Annotated in this window: 19 protein-coding genes; 11 read left to right on the top strand and 8 right to left on the bottom strand. The window is 59.4% G+C overall.

What is annotated here, in order from left to right; translation table 11 throughout:
• The first annotated feature begins 329 nt into the window (after positions 1-329).
• Together P0204_RS18035 and P0204_RS18030 are read left to right on the top strand one after the other, a co-directional pair.
• Positions 330-1094 carry an SDR family NAD(P)-dependent oxidoreductase gene (locus P0204_RS18035; RefSeq protein WP_276223585.1) on the top strand — a complete coding sequence of 255 codons (765 nt, stop codon included), beginning with the start codon at positions 330-332 and terminating at the stop codon, positions 1092-1094.
• A 43-nt stretch (positions 1095-1137) separates the two neighbouring features.
• Complete coding sequence (locus tag P0204_RS18030) at positions 1138-2211, top strand: Ldh family oxidoreductase (protein ID WP_276223583.1); 1074 nt, start codon at positions 1138-1140, stop codon at positions 2209-2211.
• 53 nt (positions 2212-2264) lie between these two features.
• On the opposite strand, the gene P0204_RS18025 is transcribed toward P0204_RS18030, so the two are convergent.
• Complete coding sequence (locus P0204_RS18025) at positions 2265-3044, bottom strand: SDR family NAD(P)-dependent oxidoreductase (RefSeq protein ID WP_276223581.1); 780 nt, start codon at positions 3042-3044, stop codon at positions 2265-2267.
• A 125-nt stretch (positions 3045-3169) separates the two neighbouring features.
• Here P0204_RS18025 and P0204_RS18020 point away from each other — a divergent pair, with 125 nt between their 5' ends.
• The 5 genes from P0204_RS18020 (at position 3170) to P0204_RS18000 (ending at position 8103) form a co-directional block, all read left to right on the top strand.
• A complete protein-coding gene (locus P0204_RS18020) occupies positions 3170-4261 on the top strand; it encodes an ABC transporter ATP-binding protein (protein ID WP_276223579.1) in 1092 nt (363 codons plus the stop codon).
• A 108-nt stretch (positions 4262-4369) separates the two neighbouring features.
• Positions 4370-5845, top strand: coding sequence for an ABC transporter substrate-binding protein (locus tag P0204_RS18015; protein WP_276223578.1), 1476 nt, complete (start codon positions 4370-4372; stop codon positions 5843-5845).
• An 86-nt stretch (positions 5846-5931) separates the two neighbouring features.
• Entirely contained in the window at positions 5932-6891 is a 960-nt protein-coding gene (locus P0204_RS18010; RefSeq protein ID WP_276223576.1) for a carbohydrate ABC transporter permease, read from the top strand.
• Positions 6888-7769, top strand: coding sequence for a carbohydrate ABC transporter permease (locus P0204_RS18005; RefSeq protein WP_276223573.1), 882 nt, complete (start codon positions 6888-6890; stop codon positions 7767-7769). The genes P0204_RS18010 and P0204_RS18005 overlap by 4 nt, the downstream gene beginning before the upstream one ends.
• Positions 7770-7887: 118 nt before the next feature.
• Entirely contained in the window at positions 7888-8103 is a 216-nt protein-coding gene (locus tag P0204_RS18000) for a hypothetical protein (RefSeq protein ID WP_276223571.1), read from the top strand.
• Between the two features lie 650 nt (positions 8104-8753).
• Here P0204_RS18000 and P0204_RS17995 read toward each other — a convergent pair.
• The 4 genes from P0204_RS17995 to P0204_RS17980 all read right to left on the bottom strand — a co-directional run bounded on the left by P0204_RS17995 (position 8754) and on the right by P0204_RS17980 (position 12070).
• Entirely contained in the window at positions 8754-9311 is a 558-nt protein-coding gene (locus tag P0204_RS17995; protein ID WP_276223570.1) for a hypothetical protein, read from the bottom strand.
• Positions 9308-10633, bottom strand: a complete 1326-nt coding sequence (locus tag P0204_RS17990) for a divalent metal cation transporter (RefSeq protein WP_379802034.1) — start codon at positions 10631-10633, stop codon at positions 9308-9310. The genes P0204_RS17995 and P0204_RS17990 overlap by 4 nt, the downstream gene beginning before the upstream one ends.
• A gap of 113 nt (positions 10634-10746) precedes the next feature.
• On the bottom strand, positions 10747-11286 hold the full coding sequence (locus P0204_RS17985) for a helix-turn-helix transcriptional regulator (protein ID WP_276223568.1): 540 nt from the start codon (positions 11284-11286) through the stop codon (positions 10747-10749).
• Positions 11287-11425: 139 nt separating this feature from the next.
• The gene (locus P0204_RS17980) at positions 11426-12070 is read right to left on the bottom strand and encodes a hypothetical protein (protein ID WP_276223565.1); all 645 of its coding nucleotides are present in this window, start codon (positions 12068-12070) and stop codon (positions 11426-11428) included.
• Between the two features lie 270 nt (positions 12071-12340).
• Between P0204_RS17980 and P0204_RS17975 the strand changes: the two genes are divergently transcribed.
• Positions 12341-13324, top strand: coding sequence for a hypothetical protein (locus P0204_RS17975; protein WP_276223563.1), 984 nt, complete (start codon positions 12341-12343; stop codon positions 13322-13324).
• A 6-nt stretch (positions 13325-13330) separates the two neighbouring features.
• Here the strand turns inward: P0204_RS17975 and P0204_RS17970 are convergent, their stop codons facing one another.
• On the bottom strand, positions 13331-13996 hold the full coding sequence (locus tag P0204_RS17970; protein ID WP_276223561.1) for an HD domain-containing protein: 666 nt from the start codon (positions 13994-13996) through the stop codon (positions 13331-13333).
• A gap of 460 nt (positions 13997-14456) precedes the next feature.
• Here P0204_RS17970 and P0204_RS17965 point away from each other — a divergent pair, with 460 nt between their 5' ends.
• Positions 14457-15488, top strand: coding sequence for a Gfo/Idh/MocA family protein (locus tag P0204_RS17965; protein ID WP_276223560.1), 1032 nt, complete (start codon positions 14457-14459; stop codon positions 15486-15488).
• A 217-nt stretch (positions 15489-15705) separates the two neighbouring features.
• Here the strand turns inward: P0204_RS17965 and P0204_RS17960 are convergent, their stop codons facing one another.
• Positions 15706-17838 (bottom strand): hypothetical protein, encoded by a 2133-nt coding sequence (locus P0204_RS17960; RefSeq protein ID WP_276223558.1) that lies wholly within the window; start codon positions 17836-17838, stop codon positions 15706-15708.
• On the bottom strand, positions 17839-19704 hold the full coding sequence (locus P0204_RS17955) for an AAA family ATPase (RefSeq protein WP_276223557.1): 1866 nt from the start codon (positions 19702-19704) through the stop codon (positions 17839-17841).
• A gap of 401 nt (positions 19705-20105) precedes the next feature.
• Between P0204_RS17955 and P0204_RS17950 the strand changes: the two genes are divergently transcribed.
• Complete coding sequence (locus P0204_RS17950) at positions 20106-20531, top strand: hypothetical protein (RefSeq protein WP_276223555.1); 426 nt, start codon at positions 20106-20108, stop codon at positions 20529-20531.
• A gap of 836 nt (positions 20532-21367) precedes the next feature.
• Entirely contained in the window at positions 21368-21655 is a 288-nt protein-coding gene (locus tag P0204_RS21165; RefSeq protein WP_379802033.1) for a winged helix-turn-helix transcriptional regulator, read from the top strand.
• Positions 21656-21786: the final 131 nt, after the last annotated feature.

Genomic DNA, 21786 nt, shown 5'->3' with positions numbered 1-21786 from the left:
CTGTCCGCGTACAATACAGCAAATCCGTCCAATCATACGGAACGATTCAGTGACCGTTTTACCAGGATACACCTCTCCGCGGAGCGACCGGAGTCCGTGCATACGTTGAGAATGTGAAAGACACAATGGTTAGCTAGTGAGATCGAACGCTCAGAGTGGGTGGTTAGAGCCTGGCTTGCTCCAGCGGTTTTGATGCCGTCTCTGATGCCAGACGGACCTATGTCCAACAATGCTGAACGGATGTGTCTGGATGTCTCTGTCCGGAGCACTCGCCCGCTGGCTAAAACGGCACAACAAGTTATTTTACGCACCCTGCAGATGTTCTCGGTATGACGGCACGATTAGACTCAGAGGTAGCGTTTGTTGTCGGAGCATCGTCAGGTATCGGTAAGGCTGTGGCCGAACGGTTCGCTCGTGAAGGCGCACAGGTCGCCGTTGCGGACATCCGGGAAGAACCACGTGGCGGTGGGCGTCCGACCCATGAGGTGATTCGGGACGACGGTGGCGAGGCGGAGTTCTTCAACTGTGACCTCACGGATCAATCCGTCGTCGACGATGCTGTCGGAGCAGCAGTTGACACCTTTGGGGGAATCGACATCGGCTTCAACAGCGCAGGAGCTATGACCCGCGGTCCGATCACTGAAACGGAAGAGTCAGACATGGAGATGGTCATCGACGTAAACCTCAAGGGGCCGATGCGCTTTGCGAAAGGGGTGCTTCCCGAACTCATCGAATCAGACGGAACGCTGATCAATATCTCCTCGGAGGCGGGTGAACGCGGTATCGAAAATCTACCCGTCTACTGTGCTAGTAAGGGGGGTGTGAACACACTCACGAAACAGTTGGCAGTGGAGTTCGGCCAGAAAGGTGTCAACGTCAATGCGATTGCACCCGGTACGACGAAGACAGCCATCAACGAAGAGGTTCGCGAGGAGAACCCGGAATGGGTCGAGGAACGACGGAAGGCGATCCCTATCGGCCTACTCAACGAGCCCGAAGATATCGCTGAACTTGCCACGTACCTCGCTTCCGACGGCGCCCGTAAAGTCAACGGTGCCGTGGTCAATATCGACGGGGGAACAACGGCGGAGTAACGACGGTCACTACTGAAGCTCTGCATCCGGAGATCAACTACTAATGGTTCAATCAGACACGAACACGCCACGTCGCTTCGAACCGGACCAGCTTCGGGAGTTCGTCGGAGCAGTGCTCCAGTCCGGCGGAGTTGTCAAAGAGCATGCGGAACAGGTAGCCCACGGACTGGTTCGAGCAGACATGCGCGGGGTCGATTCACACGGAGTCTCCCGACTGGAAGCGTATATGAAAAAGTTCGAAGGGGGTGGGTTCAACCCGGATCCGGATATCCAGACCCACCGTCTCGGTAGCGGATCGGCACTGGTTGACGCCGATGACGGGCCGGGACAGAGCGCGGCGTTGCTGGCGATGACAGAAGCGATGGACTTAGCCGAGGAGACAGGGGTCGGAACAGTCGCTGTAAGGAACAGCAATCATTTCGGCACCGCTGCGTACTACACGGAGTATGCGTCCGACCGGAACTACCTGGGGATCGCCATGACCAACGTCGGGTCGGACGTGATCCCGTTCGGTGGTGCGACTCGGTTCCTCGGTACGAACCCCATATCGTTCTCGGTTCCGACCGATCGGTCGTTCCCGATAACGCTCGATATGGCCACCAGCGTCGTTGCTATGGGGAAGATCCAGGAGGTTTCGCGTCGAGAGGATACCGAGATCCCGCCAGAATGGGCCGTCAACGAACACGGCGAACCAACGACAGATCCACACGAGGCGGTCGCAGTCCGTCCGTTGGGCGGCCCGAAAGGGTACGGGCTGGGTATTATGGTAGACGTCCTTTCCGGGGTTCTCTCTTCAGCGGGGACAAGCCCGACCGTTGGTCCACTGTACGACGACTTTGATAAGCCGATGCGTCTCGGCCATTTCGTTGCCGCAATCGACATCGAAACGTTTCGGGACACAGAGACGTTCAAAAGGGAGATCGGCGAGTATATCGACCAACTGAAAGCCATCGAAACCCGGGACGGATTCGATGAAATACGGCTCCCAGGCGAGATTGAGGCCGAACAGTTAGCCCAGCAGGAGGAGGCCGGTGTCGAACTGCGACCGAGTACCATCGAGCGCCTCCGATCGGTCGGAGGCACATACGGCGTTGACCTCCCCGAGCCGGTCGGGTGACCGCAGGCTTCTCTTCACATCGATACAAAAGACCCGCCGGACGGGGTCGTCAACTACTCGCCGCTGCTCCCCCACGCGTATGCTGTCCAGCCCCCGTCCGCGTGGAGCACTTCGCCCGTCACGTAGTGGTCAGTGTTGACCAGAAAGGTCGCGCACTCGGTCATCTCATCAAGCGTCCCGAAGCGACCAAGCGGTGTTCGGTTCCGAATATCCTCGTCAGTGTAGTCGGCGGCGGATTGGGTCTGATCGGTGATATCCGTCTTGATGAATCCCGGAGCGAGGGCGTTGACGTGGATTTCGTGCGGTGCCCACTCGACGGCAAGCGTTTGGGTTAGGTTATTGACACCGGCCTTCGCGGCGCAGTAGGGTGCCCGTTTGTGGAGCCCGATCCCGCCCATAATCGATGAGATGTTGAGAATCGCACCTCCCGACTCCTGTTCGATCATCTGGCGACCCGCCAGTTGGGACCCGAAGAACACGCCCGTCAGGTCTACGTCGATGACATGGCGCCAGTCCTCCGGAGAAATCGATTCGGCCGGTCCGATGCGGGTCAAGCCGGCGTTGTTCACCATGATATCCAGCGACCCGAACTCGTCGACAGTCGCCTCGATCATGGCCGCCATCTCATCGTGGTCCGTAACATCGCTCTCGACAGCGATAGCCGTGCCTCCCTCGTTTTCGATTTCGTCGGCTACTGTTTTCGCGCGCTCACGCGATCGTGAATTCGTCACGACCTTCGCTCCCTCCGCTGCGAACCGTTTCGCTATTGCCGCCCCGATACCAGTACTTGATCCTGTAACGATAGCTGTCTTTCCTTCGAGTTGACGGGACATATCCGTCCCCAAGTTCTGGATACGGACTCATTATTCTATTGGTGGTTCATCGGCCACGTTGGATTCTCGGGACTCGTTCCTAGTCCATGAAAAATAATATATTATGTCGGTCTCATCGTAGCAGTATGACGCATATCGAAGTAGACTCATTGACGAAACGATACGGTGATCTCCTTGCTGTCAATAATATCAGCTTCGAAGTCGCGGAGGAGGAGTTCCTCACCATCGTCGGACCGTCGGGGTGCGGTAAGACAACTACACTCCGATGTATTGCTGGGCTCGAAACGCCGAGTGAGGGGCATATCCGGTTCAATGGCGAGGATGTCACGGAGGTTCCAGTCAATGATCGAAACCTGGCGATGATGTTCCAAAGCATCGCGCTCTACCCGCATATGACCCTACAAGAGAACATCGAGTACCCGCTTAAAGTCAAGGACGTCCCAAAGGCTGAGCGAAGAAAGCGAGTAAAGGAAGCGGCTGAGCTCATGCAGATGGACGAAGAACTCGATAAGTACCCGGGGAATCTCAGCGGTGGCCAGCAACAACGAGTCGCCCTCGCCCGGACTGTCGTGGGTGATCCGGTTGCGTTTCTGATGGACGAACCGCTCAGTGATCTCGACGCAAAACTCAAGATCGAGATCCGCAAAGAGATCCAGCGCATCCACGCTCGGATCGGTGAACCCGCTGTGTACGTCACACACGATCAGGAGGAAGCGATGACGATGAGCGACCGGATCGTCGTCATGAACGACGGAAATATCGAGCAGATCGGTGGCGTCGACGAAGTGTATCAGTACCCGGCAAACATGTTCGTCGCCGAGTTCATCGGGAACCCCAGCATGAACTTCGTCCGCTGCTCGCTCGAATCACTCGGTACCGACGATGCACGAGTTGCCGCCGACGGATCGATCGTCGAATTCCCGATCGAACGTCGTGCCGATGGGTTTACAGGGGATTCGGTAATGCTCGGAGTCCGTCCCGACAACGTTGACTTGTCGGGGACCGGTCATTCGTTGTTGTCAGGCCGACTTTCGCTCTTGGAGGCACTCGGGAACCAGTCGTTGGCTACCATCGATGGGCCGTACGGAGAACTCTCCGCACTGATTCCACGTGACAGCGATGTCGAGGAGGGTACTGACGTTACTATCAGTGTCGACCCCTCGGAACTGTACTTGTTCGACCCGGATAGCGAGAATCTGATAGCGCGGAGCCGGTGACCGCCGACTCTAGCCGTTACTCGTTGTGTGCCCGACCAACTGGCACGCATATTATGTGCCCTGCTTTTGTCCACAATTTTTATGTAGGTTCCCTTTGTGGTCTGTACTATGCGGGACGACGAAAGTGAAAACCACGCTGACAGCACTGAGTGTAACCGTAGTGGTTCCAGCCACAGACGTCGTGATGTATTGAAGTTGGCCGGGGCAGGGTCTGTGACTGCGCTGACGGGACTGGCCGGTTGTAGCGGAGACGGGGGTAGCGGCAGTAGTGACGGGAGTAGTGGCAGTAGTGACGGGGGGAGCGGCGACGGGGGAACGACAACCGCAGATGCCGGTGACGGCGAGTGGCCGGACTTGAGTGGGACGGAGGTGCACTTCCTCACTGATGAGTCCAGTGAAGCTTTCACGAGCTTCTTCGAGCGTGTGAAAACTGACTTCGAGGAGGATACCGGAGCGACCGTCAATCTGGATCTGGTCAATCTCGGAGAACAGGGGGAGCGTCTCTCGCAGTTGATCCAGGCTGGTGATCCTCCGGATGTGATGCAGGCTGTCCAGACGCGGGTCGTCCAGCTTCAGGATCAGGGTGCTGCCGGACCAGTCAATTCAGCGGTCAACGACATGATTGACCGATACGGCGAACCCGTCAGTGGGACACGCGTGCAGGCTGATGGTGACGACTACGCAGTCCCCTGCTGGATCAACCCCTCCGGACAGTGGTACCGAGAGGACATATACGAGGGTGAGCCCGAAACCTGGGACGACATGCTGAATTACGCTAGCCAAGCAGATGATCCAAACGGAACTCGCGGAACGTCGATACCGCTTGCGCCGGCGCTGTGTAACGATTCGTTCTTCTTGGCGTACCTCTACGCGAACGATGGAAAGGTCTGTGAACGTGACTCTAACGGGGAGGTTCAGTGCATCATAAACGAGGGGGAGAACCGCGAGCGGTTCATCGAAACACTGGAATTCTTCAGCGACCTCTACCAGTACTCGCCGACCAATGCGAACGCGAGCTGTTCACAGCAGGTACAGGCCATTCCAACCGAAACATCAGCTGAAGCCGGTTACGTGGGCGCCCGACCGAAAGTTCAGAGTGTCCAGCAGGACAAAGATTTCGCGGGTGAGGTGCGTGCGTCACAAGTCCCACAGAACCGGTCCGAACAGAGTCATGCGAACGCTATCGCGTATATGACCTTCGCGAACGCGAACGTCGAGGCCGGAAACGCGTTCATCAGCTACATGTTCCAGGAAGAGTACTTCATCGACCTCCTGTTGTTGACTCCCATCCACAACAACCCCGGCTACCCGTCTATCCGGGAGCATCCCGACTATCAGACTGGCCTCGAGAATCTCGATGACGCATGGACGGATGACGACATCGAAACCTCTCTGGCCTTCGCCGATAATATCCAGCCGTTCAGCCAAGAGACATCGCCGCCGAATCCCTATGCGGGAACGATTTACAGTTCGAAACTCCTGGTCGACATCCTCAACGACGCGACGATCAACGAGCGTGACCCCGAAACCATCGTTGAGGAGTACGCCGGACAGATCCAGTCCGTCATCGATCAGGCTCGGTGATGCACCGGCCACCAGCGGCAGGGACGGGGAACCAGCACTCCGAATCAGGTAAACATTAAAGAAGTATCAATCCAACGTTCCTACTAATGTCAACCGATCTATCGACAAACCTCCGAAACATATGGCGCCGGCGGTCGGGGTATCGTGACTCACTGTACCGGTTTCTTTCCCGTCGTCGGGTCCTCGCAGCGATCACGATCCTCCCGGCGTTGTTGTTGTTCACCTTCATCACCCTCGGGCCGATCCTGTGGGCTATCGCCGCTGGGTTCTACGAGATCCCGGTGTTCTCTCCGCAGTGGGAGTTCGTCTTCCTCGATAATTATGCGGAGCTTTTGGCCCAGGAGACGTTCTGGGTCTCAGTGTGGCGGTCGGTACTGTTCGCCGGGGGCTCTACGACGTTACAGCTCGTCGCTGGGATCGGGATCGCGCTTCTGGTCAACCGGTCGTTCAAGTTCTCAAACGTGGTCCAAGCGATCGTTATCCTTCCGTACATGATTCCGACAGCTGTACTTGGTTTCATCGCCCTGTGGATGGGTAACGCACAGTGGGGCGTTATCAATGAGGTGCTACTCTCGGTCGGCTTGCTCGACCAGCCGTTCAGCTGGTTCGGGAACCACAGCACGGCGATGATTGCCGTCATACTCACGAGCAGTTGGAAGTTCACGATTTTCGTGACGATCATGGTTCTCGCCCGGCTGCAGAGTATTCCGGAGAACCACTATGAAGCTGCCCGCGTTGCCGGTGCCAACACGTTCCAGGTGTTCAAAGACATCACCCTCCCGAACCTCAAGAGCGTCATTTTCATCGTACTCCTGTTACGTGGCGTCTGGATGTTCAACAAGTTCGATATCGTCTACATCCTGACGGGAGGCGGTCCCGGCGACGCGACGCGACTAGCCCCGATCTACGCGTACGAACTCGGATTCGGTCTCACACGGCTCGGAATGGCAGCAGCAATGTCGACACTGTTGTTCGTGTTCCTAGCCGGCGTTGCTGTCGTCTACTTCAGAGTCCTTGAACCGGCCAAGGAGGTGCGGACTGAATGAGTTCCCCGCCTAGTGTGGTCGACAAGCAGTCGCTCGCGTCACGTATCGGGTACAGGCGGGTTCGTCGACTGAAGAAACTGGCACTCTGGGGAACAGTCGCACTGGTTCTTACCGTCGTTCTCGTACCGATCCTCTGGATGTTGCATACGTCCATCCGTCCCCAGGATCAGATCTTCACTGAGCAACTTCAGCTCATCCCGGAAACGATCTCACTGGTGCACTATCGGACGCTCTTGTTTGAGACGGACTTCCTGACGTTCTACAAGAACAGCCTCCTCGTAGCCGGGGGTGTCGTGGGCCTGACTGTGCTGTTGTCAACGTTGGGCGGGTACGGACTCGCGCGTATCGATTTCCCGTTCAAACGACGGTTTGCCCGCTTGGTCCTGTTCGGATACATGTTTCCAGCCATCCTGCTATCAATCCCGATGTTCATCATTTGGAACGAGATCAACCTCACAAACAACCTCGTGGGGCTTGTTCTGGCCGAAACAGCCCTCTCGCTTCCTTTCTCGCTCTGGCTGATGTGGCAGTTCTTCCAGACGGTTCCACAGACACTCGAAGAATCGGCTCGCATCAACGGTGCGACGCGGTTCGAGGCGTTCAAGGATATCTCGCTCCCGATGGCGAAACCGGGAATGATCGCCGTCGCGCTGTTCTCCTACGCAGTCTCTTGGAACGAATACACGATCCCGAAGGTACTGATGTCCGATCGTGAACTGTGGCCCCTGACTGTCGGGCTGTTCACGCTCTCGGAGGGGCAACGTGTCTTCTGGGGACAGATCATGGCCGCGAGTATCCTGATCGTCCTACCAGCGTTCGTGTTTGTCTTCTTCCTCAGACAGTACCTTCTCGAGGGGTTCCGGACCACCGGTGTCTGAGCACTTTCCTCTATCTACTTTGTCCTCAGGTGAGTGCCGGTGCAGTTGACAGATGTCGAGTAGTCGAAGACCAACATCCGTTTTTACTGGTTCGATGTGGGCAACGGCCTCTCGGTGAGTGAATCGGGAACCCACTCGGTTCATCGAGACCGACGAGGCTGCACTGCTCGAACTGTTCGAGCAGGCTGTCACCGAATCTGACGGGTTCACCACCGACGCGACCCTCTCCGATGGCGGTACGACGAAGCGCTCGCTCCGCCTCCACTGTGAATCCCGGCAGTCCAGAGACGGGGATCACTCTTGCATTGGACTGTTCAAGATATTACGGACGTAAAACGCAGAGAGCAGCGCATCGAAGTCCTCCGGCAGACGAGCCAGGAACTTCGTTCCGTGCGTTCACGACAGGACATCGCCGAGATCATCGCAGACGCCGCTGGACCCCTCGCCCAATCGGGGCCGAAGCGATAACGCGTATCGGCTGGGTAAAGCGATCGAGAGCCGTCTGAATAATCGTCTGGGATGCTTCGAGACGTATTGGCAATTAGCACATTCAAATAAGTGAATTGTAATGTGCAGCGGGCAAAAACACAAATGTATATGGAAAATATAACTACAAAAGAGACACGAATAGGAAAATACCGACGAAACGGGACGGATTCGCTGATCGACGATGTCTTTGACGACTTCGTCATCACGCGACAGTGCAATCCTCTGTGCAGCCTCAAGAAATACATCGCTCTCAGCAAAGAGAGTCGCACAGTCCTCGACCGGTCCCGGTTCGTCCCTATCGGCGTCGCAAAGTCAGCCAGAGGGTCACGTTCGACGACAAAATAGGGGCCGGGTCCGAGGGCGGCGGGAACATCCTATCGCTCGAACCCGGCGGCTTCGACGCGACCGGTCAGTCGGTCACGACCTCTCGCCCCGGTGAGACAGAGCGTCTCGGCGACTGTCTCAGGCACGTTGACAGGCTGTTTTCGGCCGTTATCAGTCACCGAGCGGAATAGTCCGGTCGGCCCACGCCCGCAGTCCCTGGACGACGTCGCGTTCCCGAACGGAAACCGGGTTGTCCGTCCCGAGTTCGTCACTCTCGAACGCATTGAGAACGGCCGTTTCGGCGGTGTCACAGTAGTCAAGCAGCTGTTCGACCGATTCAGGCGCGTGCTGGTAGCCGATCGTAACGTCGTTCACGAAGACGGCGGCGGGAGCGGCTGGCGCGTCCGCGAGCCGGTCGGCCGCCGCCATCGCATTTTCCCTGGCGAGCTCCCGCATTTCCGCTTGACTTTCACTTTCGGCCCGGGGCGCGTGCGCGTCAACTCTCCCGATCCAGACGTCCGTCGGGATATCCGTATACCGTTCGAGCCATCGACCGAGGATGGTCCCGTCGCGATCGTACTCCGGGCCGAATTCGAGGAGAACGACGTCCCTCTGCCCCTCACGCTCGATCCACGCCTCCATGGCGCGGGCAGTGAGTTGTGTCTTGCCGGCTTGGGAGGGGCCGACGATCAGCGTCGATCCCTCGAGCGGAAAGTCCAGTTCAGTCACGCGAGCGCGCCCTCCCCTCGGATGAACTTCCCGAACACTCCGAGTGTCCCCACTCCCAGTACGACTGCGAAGAGCAGAATCGCTCCCGACAGCGGGCTGATGCCCGTAGCGACCTGTTCTCTGACGAAGTTCGCCGCGAGCGTTCCGGAGACGAACAGCAGGGCGAGTCCGGCGAGATTTGCGAGCGTCGAGTTCGGTTCGGGGACCGCCGACGAGTTGAGCAGAGACAGCACGACAGCGATCGCGAACGGCGTTCCGACGGTCCCGATCGCGAGCACGAGCGCCAGCTGACTCAGGATCGGCCCGCCGATGAACGCGCCCGGAGCCGAGAGGAGCGCCGCGACGACGAGTAGCCCGCGGTATCGGTCGTCCTCGACGGTCGTTCCCCAGCCGAGTTTGTCCGCGAGGAGGAACGGCGGGACGATCGTGTTTGCACCGAGCGTTGAGACTGCTGCGCCCAGGAGCCCGACGAGGAAGAGTGACTGTGCGAACGGACCCGCGAGCGGTCCCAGCGACTGTGCCGCTTCCACGGTCGAGAGGTCGCCAGTGGTGAGGACACTCGCTGTGACGAGGTAGATCGCGACGCTGTAGGTCCCGAACGCGACCAACATCGACGCGACGACGTCAAACGTCGCGAGATCGGAGTCGTCGTCGGTCCAGCCGCGTGCACGCATCGTGTAGGAATGCATGGTTATCAGTGTGATGTGGACGGCACCGCCGAGGATTCCCGCCGCGACCAGCGCGCTTCCGGATGGGAGCGACGGAACGAGTCCGCTGACCGCTGCAGTCGAATCGATCGGAACGACGAACAGCGACGCGACGAACGCGACGACGACGCCGCTGACGAGGACTTTGGCGGCGACTTCGAGGAACCGGTACCCCCGAGTGGCGAGCCCGATCGCGAGGATACCCGCCCATACGACACCCCAGATACGACTGTCGACGCCAGTTACGGTCGCCGAGACGCCGGCGACGGTCTTCATGATCAACAGCTGTGCAGCACCGGCTGCAACCACCACGTCGAGAACGAGCAGCCAGGCCCAGGTGTCTCCGAGTTGGTCCGCGACGACGCCGACGATACCGCGTTCGGTGAGCAGTCCGAGACGCATCGCGAGGTACTGGGCGAACGCCCCGGCGACGGCGGAGAGGACGACGACCCAGAACAGTTCGTATCCGAAGGCACCGCCGGCAGTGATAAGCGATCCCATCGTCGCCGGACCCGCGGCGATCGCACCGGCGACCCACGACGGCCCCATGTTCGAGAGGTACGATCTCACCCGGCCGGCCGATGTCGGCTCCCTGCTACCCGTCGGCGTTTGCATACCACCGGTTCGGAACACGCGCCGTATGAAGGTTTCTACACGGTGGTACCTCCCAGTGGTACTCGTGTGCGGTTCCCGATTGGCACCGACTGGCTTATCGGTCGACGTTGCTGCTATGTGAGCAACACTACGTTACCCATCCCTCTGCGTTTGCGCTCGACGAGTTCTCTCGTCTCCAGGCTGTCCAGTGTCCGACTGACGGTTGCTTTCGAGAGGTCTGTCCGCTCGACAATCTCGCTCTGTGGGAGGACACCATCGGCAGCGAGTACCGTTCGGTACACCACCTCCTCGTTGTCCGTGAGCCGCTCCGAAACCGACTCCCACTCGTTCCGACGGGCCTGTAGTAGCTCGTTGCTGGAACCATCCCTAGACTGCCCGAGAGACGAGTCTACTTGTTCGTCGTCTGTTGTGGGTGTCGGTGCTGAGCCGTCGGAGAGAAGGGCCGTCGCACTGGCCCCGGCGCCGACAGCCGCGAGCGTGATACTAACGATATCACGGAGCGTGAACTGCCAGCTCGCGGTCCCGAGCCGTGTGCTTCCGTCGGCGACTGCAACCACGGTCGGTGTTGCAGTCAGGAACTGTGCGACGAGAACCGCTGTCGCGGTTACGAGGGTCCCTGCCGCAAGCAGTTCGGAACGTGGGAACCGTGTCATCGGCGTTCACCCGCTCCCGTGCTCGCCAGAAGTGACCGCCAGTGCGGCCGCATCTGCGTCGTGAGACGGCTACCAGCGATCCAGCACGACCGCTGTAGGCAATGCACAACGGGCGGTCGATCGAGTGGCCGTTCCTCGTTCATCGGCTGCTCCCCCTGTCGAGTCGAACGAGTGATTCGACGGTCGTTGTGGGGAGATCCACCACGACACTGTACTGTGCGTTGGAGTTGGCCGGTGTCACGACCACGAGCACGCGGTCGGTGCTCCACCAGGACTCGCGTCGTTCGAAGACGATCGTCTCGTCTCGCTTCTCGACGGAGAATGCAGACGCGTTAGCGGCCAGCGCCGTCCGTAGTGAGGCGTTCGGTGTCGCACCGACGACGGCTGCGCGGTCACTGGCGAGCCGTGCTGGGATCCGATGGACAGCGTATGTGGCGTCGTTCGGTGGCGGGATGTCCGCACCGACTGTTTTGGCGGACGAGACGACCTGTTGGGCTCGGAGACGGGTTTCTGCCGACACGGCCGGCGGCTCACGGTCGACGACTCGAACGATGTGATAGCCGTCTGTTCGGCGTATCTCGACCCGAGAAACGGTGCGAACGTCCTCGACCAACACCTGTGGTCGTCCGTCGCCGACTGTGGTGACGAGGCTCCCGTCCTCGATCGTCAGTCGGTGCGAATCGTCGGGCACGAGCCCGATGACGCTGCTGAAGACGCCTATGCTACTACCGAGGACGACCAGTGACAGGACGAACACCAGTCGGGAGGAGGGGACCACGGGCATGATTGGGACTGGCGATATCGACAGTAAGAATCTGATGGTTTCCAGGGATGAAACAGGAGTGAAACGCGTTTCAGACGTGTTTCACGCCCGTTTCCAACGGTGACTTACAAGGGTTTTCGTACAACCCGCGAGCACAGCAGTCGGGACGACCAGTTGCAGTGGACTGCGGGTTCACTTTCGACGGACCCGCGGCCGCCCGATCGGTCTCCACCCGGCTGTTGCCGGAGAACACGATGACACAACACGATCGATTCGAACGGAGTGAGCAGAATGCAACGTGACTACAGACTCGCGACGTACGCGTTCGGTATCGCGATCGTTCTGTTTGCGACCAGCGGTGCTGCCCTAATGGTGGGTGCCAGTCCATCCGCTGGCCCTGTGGAGGATCCTGGAACCGACACGAGTAGTACGAAGCCGAATACTGACCAGCAACAGGACTCTGAGACGGTTCGCGAAGCCAACGGTGTATACACCTTCCAGCAAGCCAAGCGCACGTGCAGTGGTGCCCTCCGCCTGGACAGTCCGAACCACACTAGCACCATCCACCAGGTCGGAAACGTGACAGTGACGCTCGTCTCCCACCACGACGGCATGGTCGTCGAGGAAGTCGGGCGCCAGCATCTCGCTGAACGCGTCGTCGACGCGACCCACACTCGTGCAGGTCTCGGTGCGTACACCCACCTCGAAGTTCAGGTCAATCAGTACTACGAGTCCACAGCACGCGAGGACCCGCTCGATATCGCTGGCATCCGCGTTCGACCCGCCGGGGACTGCCTTCCATACGTCCGTGGGACACTCAATGGCACCAACGAGACGATGTCGGTACAGACTGCCCGAACGGACGTGGACGAGGTTCGGCTGAATTTCACCGACGGGGTCGAGTCGCTCGATCGGGACGACCGGGAGCTGATCGAGCGGCTTGTCGTGAGCGATCCGCAGACGAGTTACAACGTCCGGGCACATCTGGATGCGACGACGTTGCAAGCGACGGTCACAAAAGCGACCGCCGACGGCTACGTCGATGTCGAACTTCGGCGCCCCGACAGAAACGGTAGTTCGGTGACGATAACCGTCGATCTCGACAGAGAGACCGTTGTCACGTCTGGGGTCGAAATCCAACTCGACCGATCGGACGTCACGATGGCCGATGAAAACAGTTCGATCGACGTCCGAAACGCGTCTGAGAGCTCCGGCCCCGTCGCTATCGAACTCAACGAATCGAATATCACGGTGGTGAACGAAACGGGCGACTAAGCGAGGTCAAGGGATCTCACTGGTCCCGATCTCGCGGCTGAATCGGGCGAAGAACTGTTGCAGGAACTCCCAGCGTGACTCACCGAGGTGTCGGCCGGGCTCAGTGTACAGCGCGTCGAGTCGTTCACGAGCCCACTCGCGAACGAGTCCGATATCGGGGAGCTCCGAGGACTCGGTATCGAGCGTGGCTGTGTCGTCGATCACGGCGTACTGCGTGCCGGATCGTCCCGACCGTTCGCCGACAATACAGGCGAGTCGGACGATCCCGACAGCCCCGACCGCGTCCAGCTTGTCGGCGTCGAACAGCAGTTTCGCTTCGATCGTCTCCGGATCGGGGGAGCTCACTCTGAGACTATGGGCTCGCAGACAGTGCTCGATCGCAGTCAGTTGACCGTCGGATACCCCCTCGTCCCCGAGGAGTGCTGTCGCTTCTGTTGCCGCCCAGTCGCCGTGCTCGTCGACCTCGTCGATACGTTCGAGTGGGCGACCGATATCGTGTAACCAGGCTGCTGCAACCAGGACATCTCGATCCACACGATCGGGATGCCTCTCGGCGAGTCGGACTGCGACGTCACGGACCCGTTTGGCGTGGAAGATATCGTGGGCGGGGAGAGCGTCCTCGTAGTATTGGAGCGACAACTCTCGGGCACGATCGCCGACTGTGGAGGGCATATTGCCAGCACGGGGTCGCAGACGGTTTAGTAATTGTGAACGCCACAGACAGTCGAAGCGGTCGGATCGATACCGGAACTGCTGGGGCAGTGCTGGTTGTACTCCGCCATCTTAGTGGTATACCACTTCAGGATGAATCCCGCTTAGTTATGGGTTCGGATACGGAATAGCCTCGTGCGGGCCACTCCGACGAATTGGACTCGATCCGCCCGAAACTCGCGCCGGACCGTGGATCGAATTCGATCTCCCGTTGGGGCCACGAACGAGCGTATAGACGAACACGCCTGTCTCCTCGACGACGACCCCACTGGCTTTCGATAGCAGTGCGACCCGTACTGTCACAGTTGCTCGACTACGAAGAGTCGAACGTCAACGTGCTCACCGAACAGCGAATCGTTCGGCGTACCGCTGTTTCGTTCTCGGGGCGAAGTTTTAGCACGGGTGGGGGTGAGCACGACATATGTACGAACGTAACAGCCTGTCCACGCCAATCCGATGGGGCGTGATCGGCTGTGGCGATGTTCTCGAACGGAAGAGCGGTCCCGCGTTCCACCGATCCGAACGAAGTCGCATCGGGGCCGTCGCCTCCAGCGACGGCGAATCGGCCACACGGTACGCGGCGGCCCACGACGTGCCGGTCGCAACCGGTGACGCCGAACAAGTCATCACGGACCCGGAGATCGACGCCGTCTACGTGGCGTCGCCGCCCAACACCCATGAGGGTTTCACCGTTGCCGCGGCCGAGGCTGGCAAACCGGTCCTCGTTGAGAAGCCGATGGGGCGTAGTCTCACGGAGGGGCGTGAAATGATCGACGCCTGCGACCGGGCCGGTGTCGAACTGTTTGTCGCGTACTACCGGCGGTTCCACCCGCATGTCGAGGAGATACAGAAGTTGCTCGCGGAGGGCCGGATCGGTGAACCGGTGTCCGCCATCGTCAACCACGCATTCCCGCGACCGAACGACAGCGGATGGCGCGAAACACCCGAGATCAGTGGCGGCGGCTGGTTCGTCGATGCGACTTCTCATCGCGTCGACCTACTCTGTCACCTGTTGGGCGCGCCGACTGAGGCTACCGGCGTCGTCCGCTGTGATGACGGAGACAGTCGAACGGAGACGGCCGTCTCCCTGTCACTCGCTGTCGCGGATGGGATCTGCTGTACAGTGACGAGTGATTTCGTCGGCGCGGGTTCGACTGATCGCTTCGTGATTCGAGGCACGGCGGGTTCGATCGTCGCCGAGACGCTGGACAGCGGCGGTTTCACCTACGAGGTCGCCGGAGAGTCGGGGAGTGTCGCATGCAACCAACCAGAATCGACACACGGTGGCCTCCTCGATCACGTGGAGGCCGTCCTTTTGGACGGGGAGACGAACCGTTCGACCGGTCGGGACGCCATTCAGACAGAGGCGATTTTGGACAACTGCGTCCGGAGTGCGTACGCGGACGCGATCCCGACGACCGTGTGGGATGGATCGTTCCCGCTGACCGACTGACGTTCGGGTGCTGTCGGCTCGCTGTTGGGTCACGTCGTGGTATTCCCTCCACGGGCCGTCGTGGAACGGGTACCCGTTGGTGTCGCGGCGATTGGTGCTGGTTGCTGGTCGCAGATCGAAACGGCGGAGGCCACGCCCTGGTGTTGATCGAGCGATCCGCGCCGACATGAGCCGCTGTAGGGTTCGTCGTCGACCCGTCTGAGGGCATCAGACCACACTACCAGTCGAAGACGATGGCAGGGACAATCAACAACGTAGTGAACAGCACCACCAGTTGTTTCCAGACAAGGAGCATACCCGAGCGACACACCTGGACCACGAGTTCGAGTGTCCGACTGACTCCGATCGACAAGCGAGCGAAAAGCAAGAAACAGAGGCTACCGACGAGACCCACGAGGGTAGTCGAGATCCCGAACCGGGCTGGTATCCTGTAACAGAACGCAAACACAGTCACCGAGAGGACCGCTCCCGCGGCTACAAGTATGCTCCTGTTGGCGACGACTGTCTGTCGTATCCCTGTTCGTGATTCAGTACCCAGACTAGAGGCAGCAGCAAGCTCTCGGATCTGAATGGCGACCGCAAACGGGAGATAACTAGCAACGACAGTGAGAAGCGGCACCGCCGCTCCTGCTATTGGACCACTCCCGACGACAGGCCCCGTCATCTCGAATACTGGTGCCATCGGAGCGAACTGTCGAATCCACAGCGTGGTCAATCCGAAAAACACGCCGACATCGAAAACTGCCTGATGATGTCTTGGGTAGTTGAACGACGCGATATTCTCGTTACTCGTGTGTGCCGACTCCCCATCGTCGAAGTGTGCGCGTTCCGCGGGTCGAACCACCGTATCGTACTCGGTCTGGTAGTTCCGAGCCCCGATTCGTTGCGGGATAGCAACACCGTACTTGATCTCTTTCTCACCGGCTGCCGGAACAACTGTAGTAAACTCCACGCCAGCGTCCGTGCGTGCCCAGTCCTCGACCTGGTTCGTATCGTACATCCATATCTCGTGGTGTTGCCATTTCGTCAACGGATCGCTGATTGACACCTCGACGCTCTCATCGTACTCCGAATCCAGACTGAACTGTACGAGTTTTTCACCGCCATCGTCGCTCTTTGTGACTGATTTCCGGACGCGCAACTCGTCGTGGTCGTTGCCGCCATCGAGTTCCGAGAACAACAGAGAGACCAGGGAGAAGTAAACCAACAGGCCCCCAACAAGAAACTGAAACAAGGTGGGACCGCCCACTGGGTCGGAAAACACGTAGCGGTCTACCAGCAGACCCACGCCGATTGCCGTCGGCAACAGTCCCACTGCAAGCGAAGTAAGCGATTCTCGTTGTAGATCAGCGTTACGCCGAGATATCAAGAGCGCGCGGCTACAGTACAGATACGCGTAGAGACCGACACTCGTCGCGACGAGGAGCAGAAACAGAAACCCCAGTGGAGCCACGGAGAAAAAATCGGCTGGCGAACGGAACCGAATCACGAGAGCGACCAACCCGACGACAGCAAGCACGGAGGTGACCCACACTGCCATCACGACCAGTGCTGCGTGTTCCCAAACGGTGGTCGCACCCTCGATAAGGCGTTCCGCAGGATCGCTGGGCAGCGGAGAGTTCCGCGAGACGAGGAGGAACCCGAGAGCGAACACCTCGGCGATCGGACTCAACAGACTGAATTCCGCGAGAAACACGCCGACGAGTACGACCAGAACCAATCCACGGACGACATAGCCAGGGAGACTGTTTGCCCGAGATGAGCCATGAGGGATAGTCGCATACACGCCAGCGAATAGCACGCCGCTCCCGAGAGCGGTTCCCCCGACGATCAACGGGGTGAGTGGGACCGTAAGTGGTGCAGTGGATCGGACACCGATGGTGGCGAATAGCTGTCGGAAGCCCGCTTCAGCTAGCAGACCGGCGGCCGCGAACGGGACGACTAAGAGCAGCCTGGCCAGAGGAGAGGAGGGCCACTCCGTGTCCGCAGGACGGATCAGTCGGGGGACGTAGTAGAGCGCTAATGCAAACAGGAACAGCCAACTCAGCCCCCACATCAAGTTCCCGTATCCGACCACCGAGACGAAAACAACGACCGACTCTAGCCACTCGATCTCCTGTAGTCGCAGGAGAACGAGTCCAGAGCCGGCCAGCCAATCGAGGAGGCGCGGGAGGAAGTTCGCGGAGAGATCGAAACCGAAGAGCCAATAAACCAGTTGTCGAAGCCGCTCCGTCAGGCCGGATTCGACGGCTGTGGTCCCGTCAGCGGTGGCTGGTGCATCGGACTGCCGAAGCGACGGCTCATCAGCTGTCTTATCAGCAGTTGGTTCACTCTGTGTGTCCTCTGGCATTCAGGTGATGTATCGTGGTGGTCCGTCTTCCCCGTCTGACTGGTACTCAGACGCTGCTGCCGCAAGTCCCTCGGTCGAAAGGGGCTGTTCGTTACGTACTGCGGTCCGAGCGGCCATCTCGGCGACCGAACGGATGTCGTCGGACGCGAGTCCCGCAACCGCAGCCGCTGCCTGGTCCCAGTCGAACCCGTCTTCGAGGATCTCGTCCGTAAGCGTGGAGCGAAGCACTGTTTTTCGGGTGTCGACATCTGGCCGACTGACTTCGATTCTCACCTCGAAACAGCCAGTGTCTCGGACGGGTGATGCGACCTCTGCTGTCCCTGTGGCAGTTCCGATGACGAGTAAGTCCGCCGCTGCCAACTGTCGTAGCTGCCCCGCAAGCCGATCGACGAACGTGATCCCCTGTCTGACGTCCGTTGTGATCGGTGCGAGCCGGTTGAGGTCGGTTATAACAACGACGCAGGGGGTGTTCGCTCGTGCGATAGCGAACAACTCGGACATCCTGTTGGCTGGACCCCGTTGCAACTCCGTGCCGAGCTGTTCCGGGGAAATGACGACAAGCGGGAGCCCGAGTTCACCTGCGGTCGCCCGCGCCAACTTGGTCAGGATTGAGCTGGAGGGGCCATGAAACAATGCCCCGTCGACATCAGCCAGCCCGACCGTCTCGTACCATGCGTTGTTCCGAACCGGATCAAGCAGGCGCGTCTGGATCCGCTGTTTCGTCTCTTCCATCCCCAATACGTCCGAAAAGCGGGTTTGCACGTCCGTCTCGAGCGTCTCTGTCGCTGAGATGTTCACCCCATCGGGCTGGACTACCGACACGTCGGTCCGACCCTCTGTGACAGAATCGTATGCGGGGAGCCAGTTGGCAATGCTCGTCCCGGTCTCGGCAACTGCCGCCGAAAGATGGTGTTCGTCGATCGGTTCGCTCGCACTGAGGGCGTGCCTCGAAGCGATCTCGGCCAGCGTTTCCACGTCGCTGGAGGCGTACCCGGCCGTCGCCGACACCGTTTTCGAGAGGTCGAGAGTACTCGTCACTGGCCGACCGTCGAGTGCGACACGCAGTATCTCACGTCTGGCTCCGGCATCCGGTGGCGGGACCTCGATCCTGTCGTCAAACCGCCCCGACCGCCTGATCGCCGTGTCGATGTCTTCGAGTCGGTTTGTCGTCCCGACGACGACGACATCGGAGCCGTCGATAGCCGCGAGTTCGACGAGCAACTGGTTCACCATCTGTTGTTGTGAACTGGTCCCCATTTCCGAGCGACTGGCGGCCACGGCATCGAGTTCATCCAATAACAGAACACAGGGTTCGTTCGCCCGAGCTGTCTCGAAGAGCACTTGGATGTTCTGTGCGGCCTCCCCGACCCATTTGCTCGTAATGTCGGTCGGTGTGGCGGAAATCAATGCGAACCCGGACTCCCCCGCCAACGCGTTCGCGACGAACGTTTTTCCACACCCGGGAGGGCCATAGAGGAGGATCCCGTTCACGGGACTGATATCGTATTCCTCGTACGCATCAGGCGATGTTATCGGAGCGATTACTCGTTCTTCGAGTCGCTGTTTTAGATCTTCTAACCCGCCTACATCGTCGAAATCCGGTAGTTCCGACGGCTTTCGTATTCTCGGCGTAGGCTCCTCGCCGGCCTCCGTATCGGCTGTGTCACTGACGAGCAGATAGACGACACTCCATATAACGAGCCCTCCCGCTGCAATACCGGCATATCGGGGGTCGAAGGTCGTGACTGTTCCAACTGTCGCTCCCACGACCGCTCCAACGAGTAGCAGCGGCGGGAGTCTGTCAGTCTCGGGCAGCAACGATAGTACGGCGACGACGAAGAGCGCCAACGTCACTGCTAGAGACATCGAAACTCTATCTCAGCCAACACGAATCTAAAGTATTAGTTTCGTGGTATGACGAAATTGTTGCCGCAATTCGGCAGATAACGCGGGCCACGTTGGCACGGTTTTGTAGCTATCTCGGTTCATCAGTTCGCTGCTGCCAGGCAAGCGATGGTACGCCGTTCTCAGTCCGATTCGTCGGAGATAGCGACGCGTTCTTCCGAACAGTACCGGTATCGTGACTTGCCGAGCCACGGCAATCCATGGGTTTCCGGGACACCCGCGGGATCGACAGTACCAATTGAAACGATGTACACACCGATCGGACTGCAACCGTACGATCGGGTGTGCAGCGATGTTCACTGGCTCCTGTAATTTTTGGCCTGCTACCCAACGCGTAACTTGCCGTAGCCGGTGTATTCTGTATGGACCAGCGCCGAGACACGCCCATCGTAGATGTCTCCGGTCTGGAAATGGAGCTATACTTCGAGATTGACGAGTCGTTAGTCGACCCTCGGGATACAGACACGATACCAAGCGTTAGATCTGCGACCAACGAGTTGGCTTCAGAACTGGCTGTAGAACCCTACATACAAGCAGTCAACCCGGTTCGCTACTGTCTGACGCCGGGTCTCTCCCCGATTTACCGCAATCTTCTGGAACTATCGGTCGCCACGGACACGACAGTCCCATCTCATCTGTTCGCGAACCGCCTGTACAACCGTCTCAAGCAGCGACCGGAGGTGCGCTTCCTTCAGGTCGGCGACGAAACGATCCCGTTCTCGGAAGTAGCGACCCAGACAGAGTTTGCACGCCAACTCACCGTCGTATCGAGGAACGCCAGCGAGTGACGGCTGTCTCAGTCGTCAAGAGAGCGTATGATCTCGATAGCCGAAACTCTCCTCTCGCGAACGACTCTCCAGCGCTGTATTCACGACCGGTTGACCTGTTGGCTCCACCAGTAAGCCAGAACTGGGGCCCCGGAGCGAGTGATGCACGATCGCTCAGGAGAGAGTCGGGGATCATCCAGGGCCCCACCGACCGAGTCGGGTGGTCTGGTGATAAATCGTCGGTCGATATCGAGCGCTGTACCGCGGTTCCCGGTCAGGGAAGAGCCCGCTGCTAGCTATCCAACAGCGCCTGGGCTGGACGGCCGTCACGACGGGCTGCCCTCCTATCACGTGCCCCCGCCCGAGCAGGTCTGCTGGACGTGTATCTCGTAACCGACTCGGGGCAGGAGGTAGCGACGACGGCGCAGTCGCTCCTGCCGAATCGGAGAACCCAAAGGGGAACCGCCGAACCGCGAGGAGACATGACGACCCCGCGGTCGGCGCTGAAACAGGTGGTCAGTCGGGCCCCGGTGGGAGTGCTCGGGGCGTGTGGAAGGGGACTGTGAAGCGGGAACCGGGACCCACTAGATCGGTGTGGCCACCACAGACATAAATTTTCTGGATCGCCAGAGGGCGGCCCCGTCGGAGGTGGCCGATGAGTCGGCTCCCGGAGCTGGGTAAGTACATCACGCTCGCCGACAACAACAGGGATCCCTGGCTGCTGGTCGTCGGTCGGTGTCATCCCTGCTGGTGGCGCCGAGACTGGCAAACCTAACCATTGAGTGCCGGAGTTTCCGGATGGAGTCGCACCTGCCGAAACGATCGACCGGCGAACACAAGGGATCGGCCGACCGGGCATGACATCCTTCCGGAGTTCAGCGGATGGCCGACCGCTCGAAGCGGACTGGCATACCGAACCATTCCCGCCGGGAGACCGCCCAGTGTTGCCAGATTCGCACGTTCGGATCGTTCGATACCGGCGACGTAGTGTCCGTGGACGGAACTGTCGGATCGTACCGTCACCACAGACGACGGGAAGTCCTGTCGCAGTGTCGTACTCCCTGACGCCGAAAGGGGAAGAACTCCACTCGGCGTTCGATGAGATCCACGAGTGGGGAGAAAAGTGGATCACTGCTGAAAGCTGATCAACGGGAGCGTGAGACCTATCGGTCAATACGGAGATCTTGTTGACAGACTGTTTCAGTTGGTACGATAGCTGAGAAAACGTACCGGCTTTAGCCACAAATGATCTGGGCCCTGTGTAGATCTACCGAAA

This window comes from Haloarcula halophila (assembly GCF_029278565.1).
Lineage (GTDB): Archaea > Halobacteriota > Halobacteria > Halobacteriales > Haloarculaceae > Haloarcula > Haloarcula halophila.
The sequence above is the reverse complement of the archived record's forward strand: the minus strand, read 5'-3'. Positions and strand labels throughout refer to the sequence as shown.

Coding starts and splice junctions, on each gene's coding strand:
- P0204_RS18035 (WP_276223585.1), top strand. CDS start 330: ATGACGGCACGATTAGACTCAGAGGTAGCGTTTGTTGTCGGAGCATCG.
- P0204_RS18030 (WP_276223583.1), top strand. CDS start 1,138: ATGGTTCAATCAGACACGAACACGCCACGTCGCTTCGAACCGGACCAG.
- P0204_RS18025 (WP_276223581.1), bottom strand. CDS start 3,044: ATGTCCCGTCAACTCGAAGGAAAGACAGCTATCGTTACAGGATCAAGT.
- P0204_RS18020 (WP_276223579.1), top strand. CDS start 3,170: ATGACGCATATCGAAGTAGACTCATTGACGAAACGATACGGTGATCTC.
- P0204_RS18015 (WP_276223578.1), top strand. CDS start 4,370: ATGCGGGACGACGAAAGTGAAAACCACGCTGACAGCACTGAGTGTAAC.
- P0204_RS18010 (WP_276223576.1), top strand. CDS start 5,932: ATGTCAACCGATCTATCGACAAACCTCCGAAACATATGGCGCCGGCGG.
- P0204_RS18005 (WP_276223573.1), top strand. CDS start 6,888: ATGAGTTCCCCGCCTAGTGTGGTCGACAAGCAGTCGCTCGCGTCACGT.
- P0204_RS17990 (WP_379802034.1), bottom strand. CDS start 10,633: ATGCAAACGCCGACGGGTAGCAGGGAGCCGACATCGGCCGGCCGGGTG.
- P0204_RS17985 (WP_276223568.1), bottom strand. CDS start 11,286: ATGACACGGTTCCCACGTTCCGAACTGCTTGCGGCAGGGACCCTCGTA.
- P0204_RS17980 (WP_276223565.1), bottom strand. CDS start 12,070: ATGCCCGTGGTCCCCTCCTCCCGACTGGTGTTCGTCCTGTCACTGGTC.
- P0204_RS17975 (WP_276223563.1), top strand. CDS start 12,341: ATGCAACGTGACTACAGACTCGCGACGTACGCGTTCGGTATCGCGATC.
- P0204_RS17970 (WP_276223561.1), bottom strand. CDS start 13,996: ATGCCCTCCACAGTCGGCGATCGTGCCCGAGAGTTGTCGCTCCAATAC.
- P0204_RS17965 (WP_276223560.1), top strand. CDS start 14,457: ATGTACGAACGTAACAGCCTGTCCACGCCAATCCGATGGGGCGTGATC.
- P0204_RS17960 (WP_276223558.1), bottom strand. CDS start 17,838: ATGCCAGAGGACACACAGAGTGAACCAACTGCTGATAAGACAGCTGAT.
- P0204_RS17955 (WP_276223557.1), bottom strand. CDS start 19,704: ATGTCTCTAGCAGTGACGTTGGCGCTCTTCGTCGTCGCCGTACTATCG.
- P0204_RS17950 (WP_276223555.1), top strand. CDS start 20,106: ATGGACCAGCGCCGAGACACGCCCATCGTAGATGTCTCCGGTCTGGAA.
- P0204_RS21165 (WP_379802033.1), top strand. CDS start 21,368: ATGACATCCTTCCGGAGTTCAGCGGATGGCCGACCGCTCGAAGCGGAC.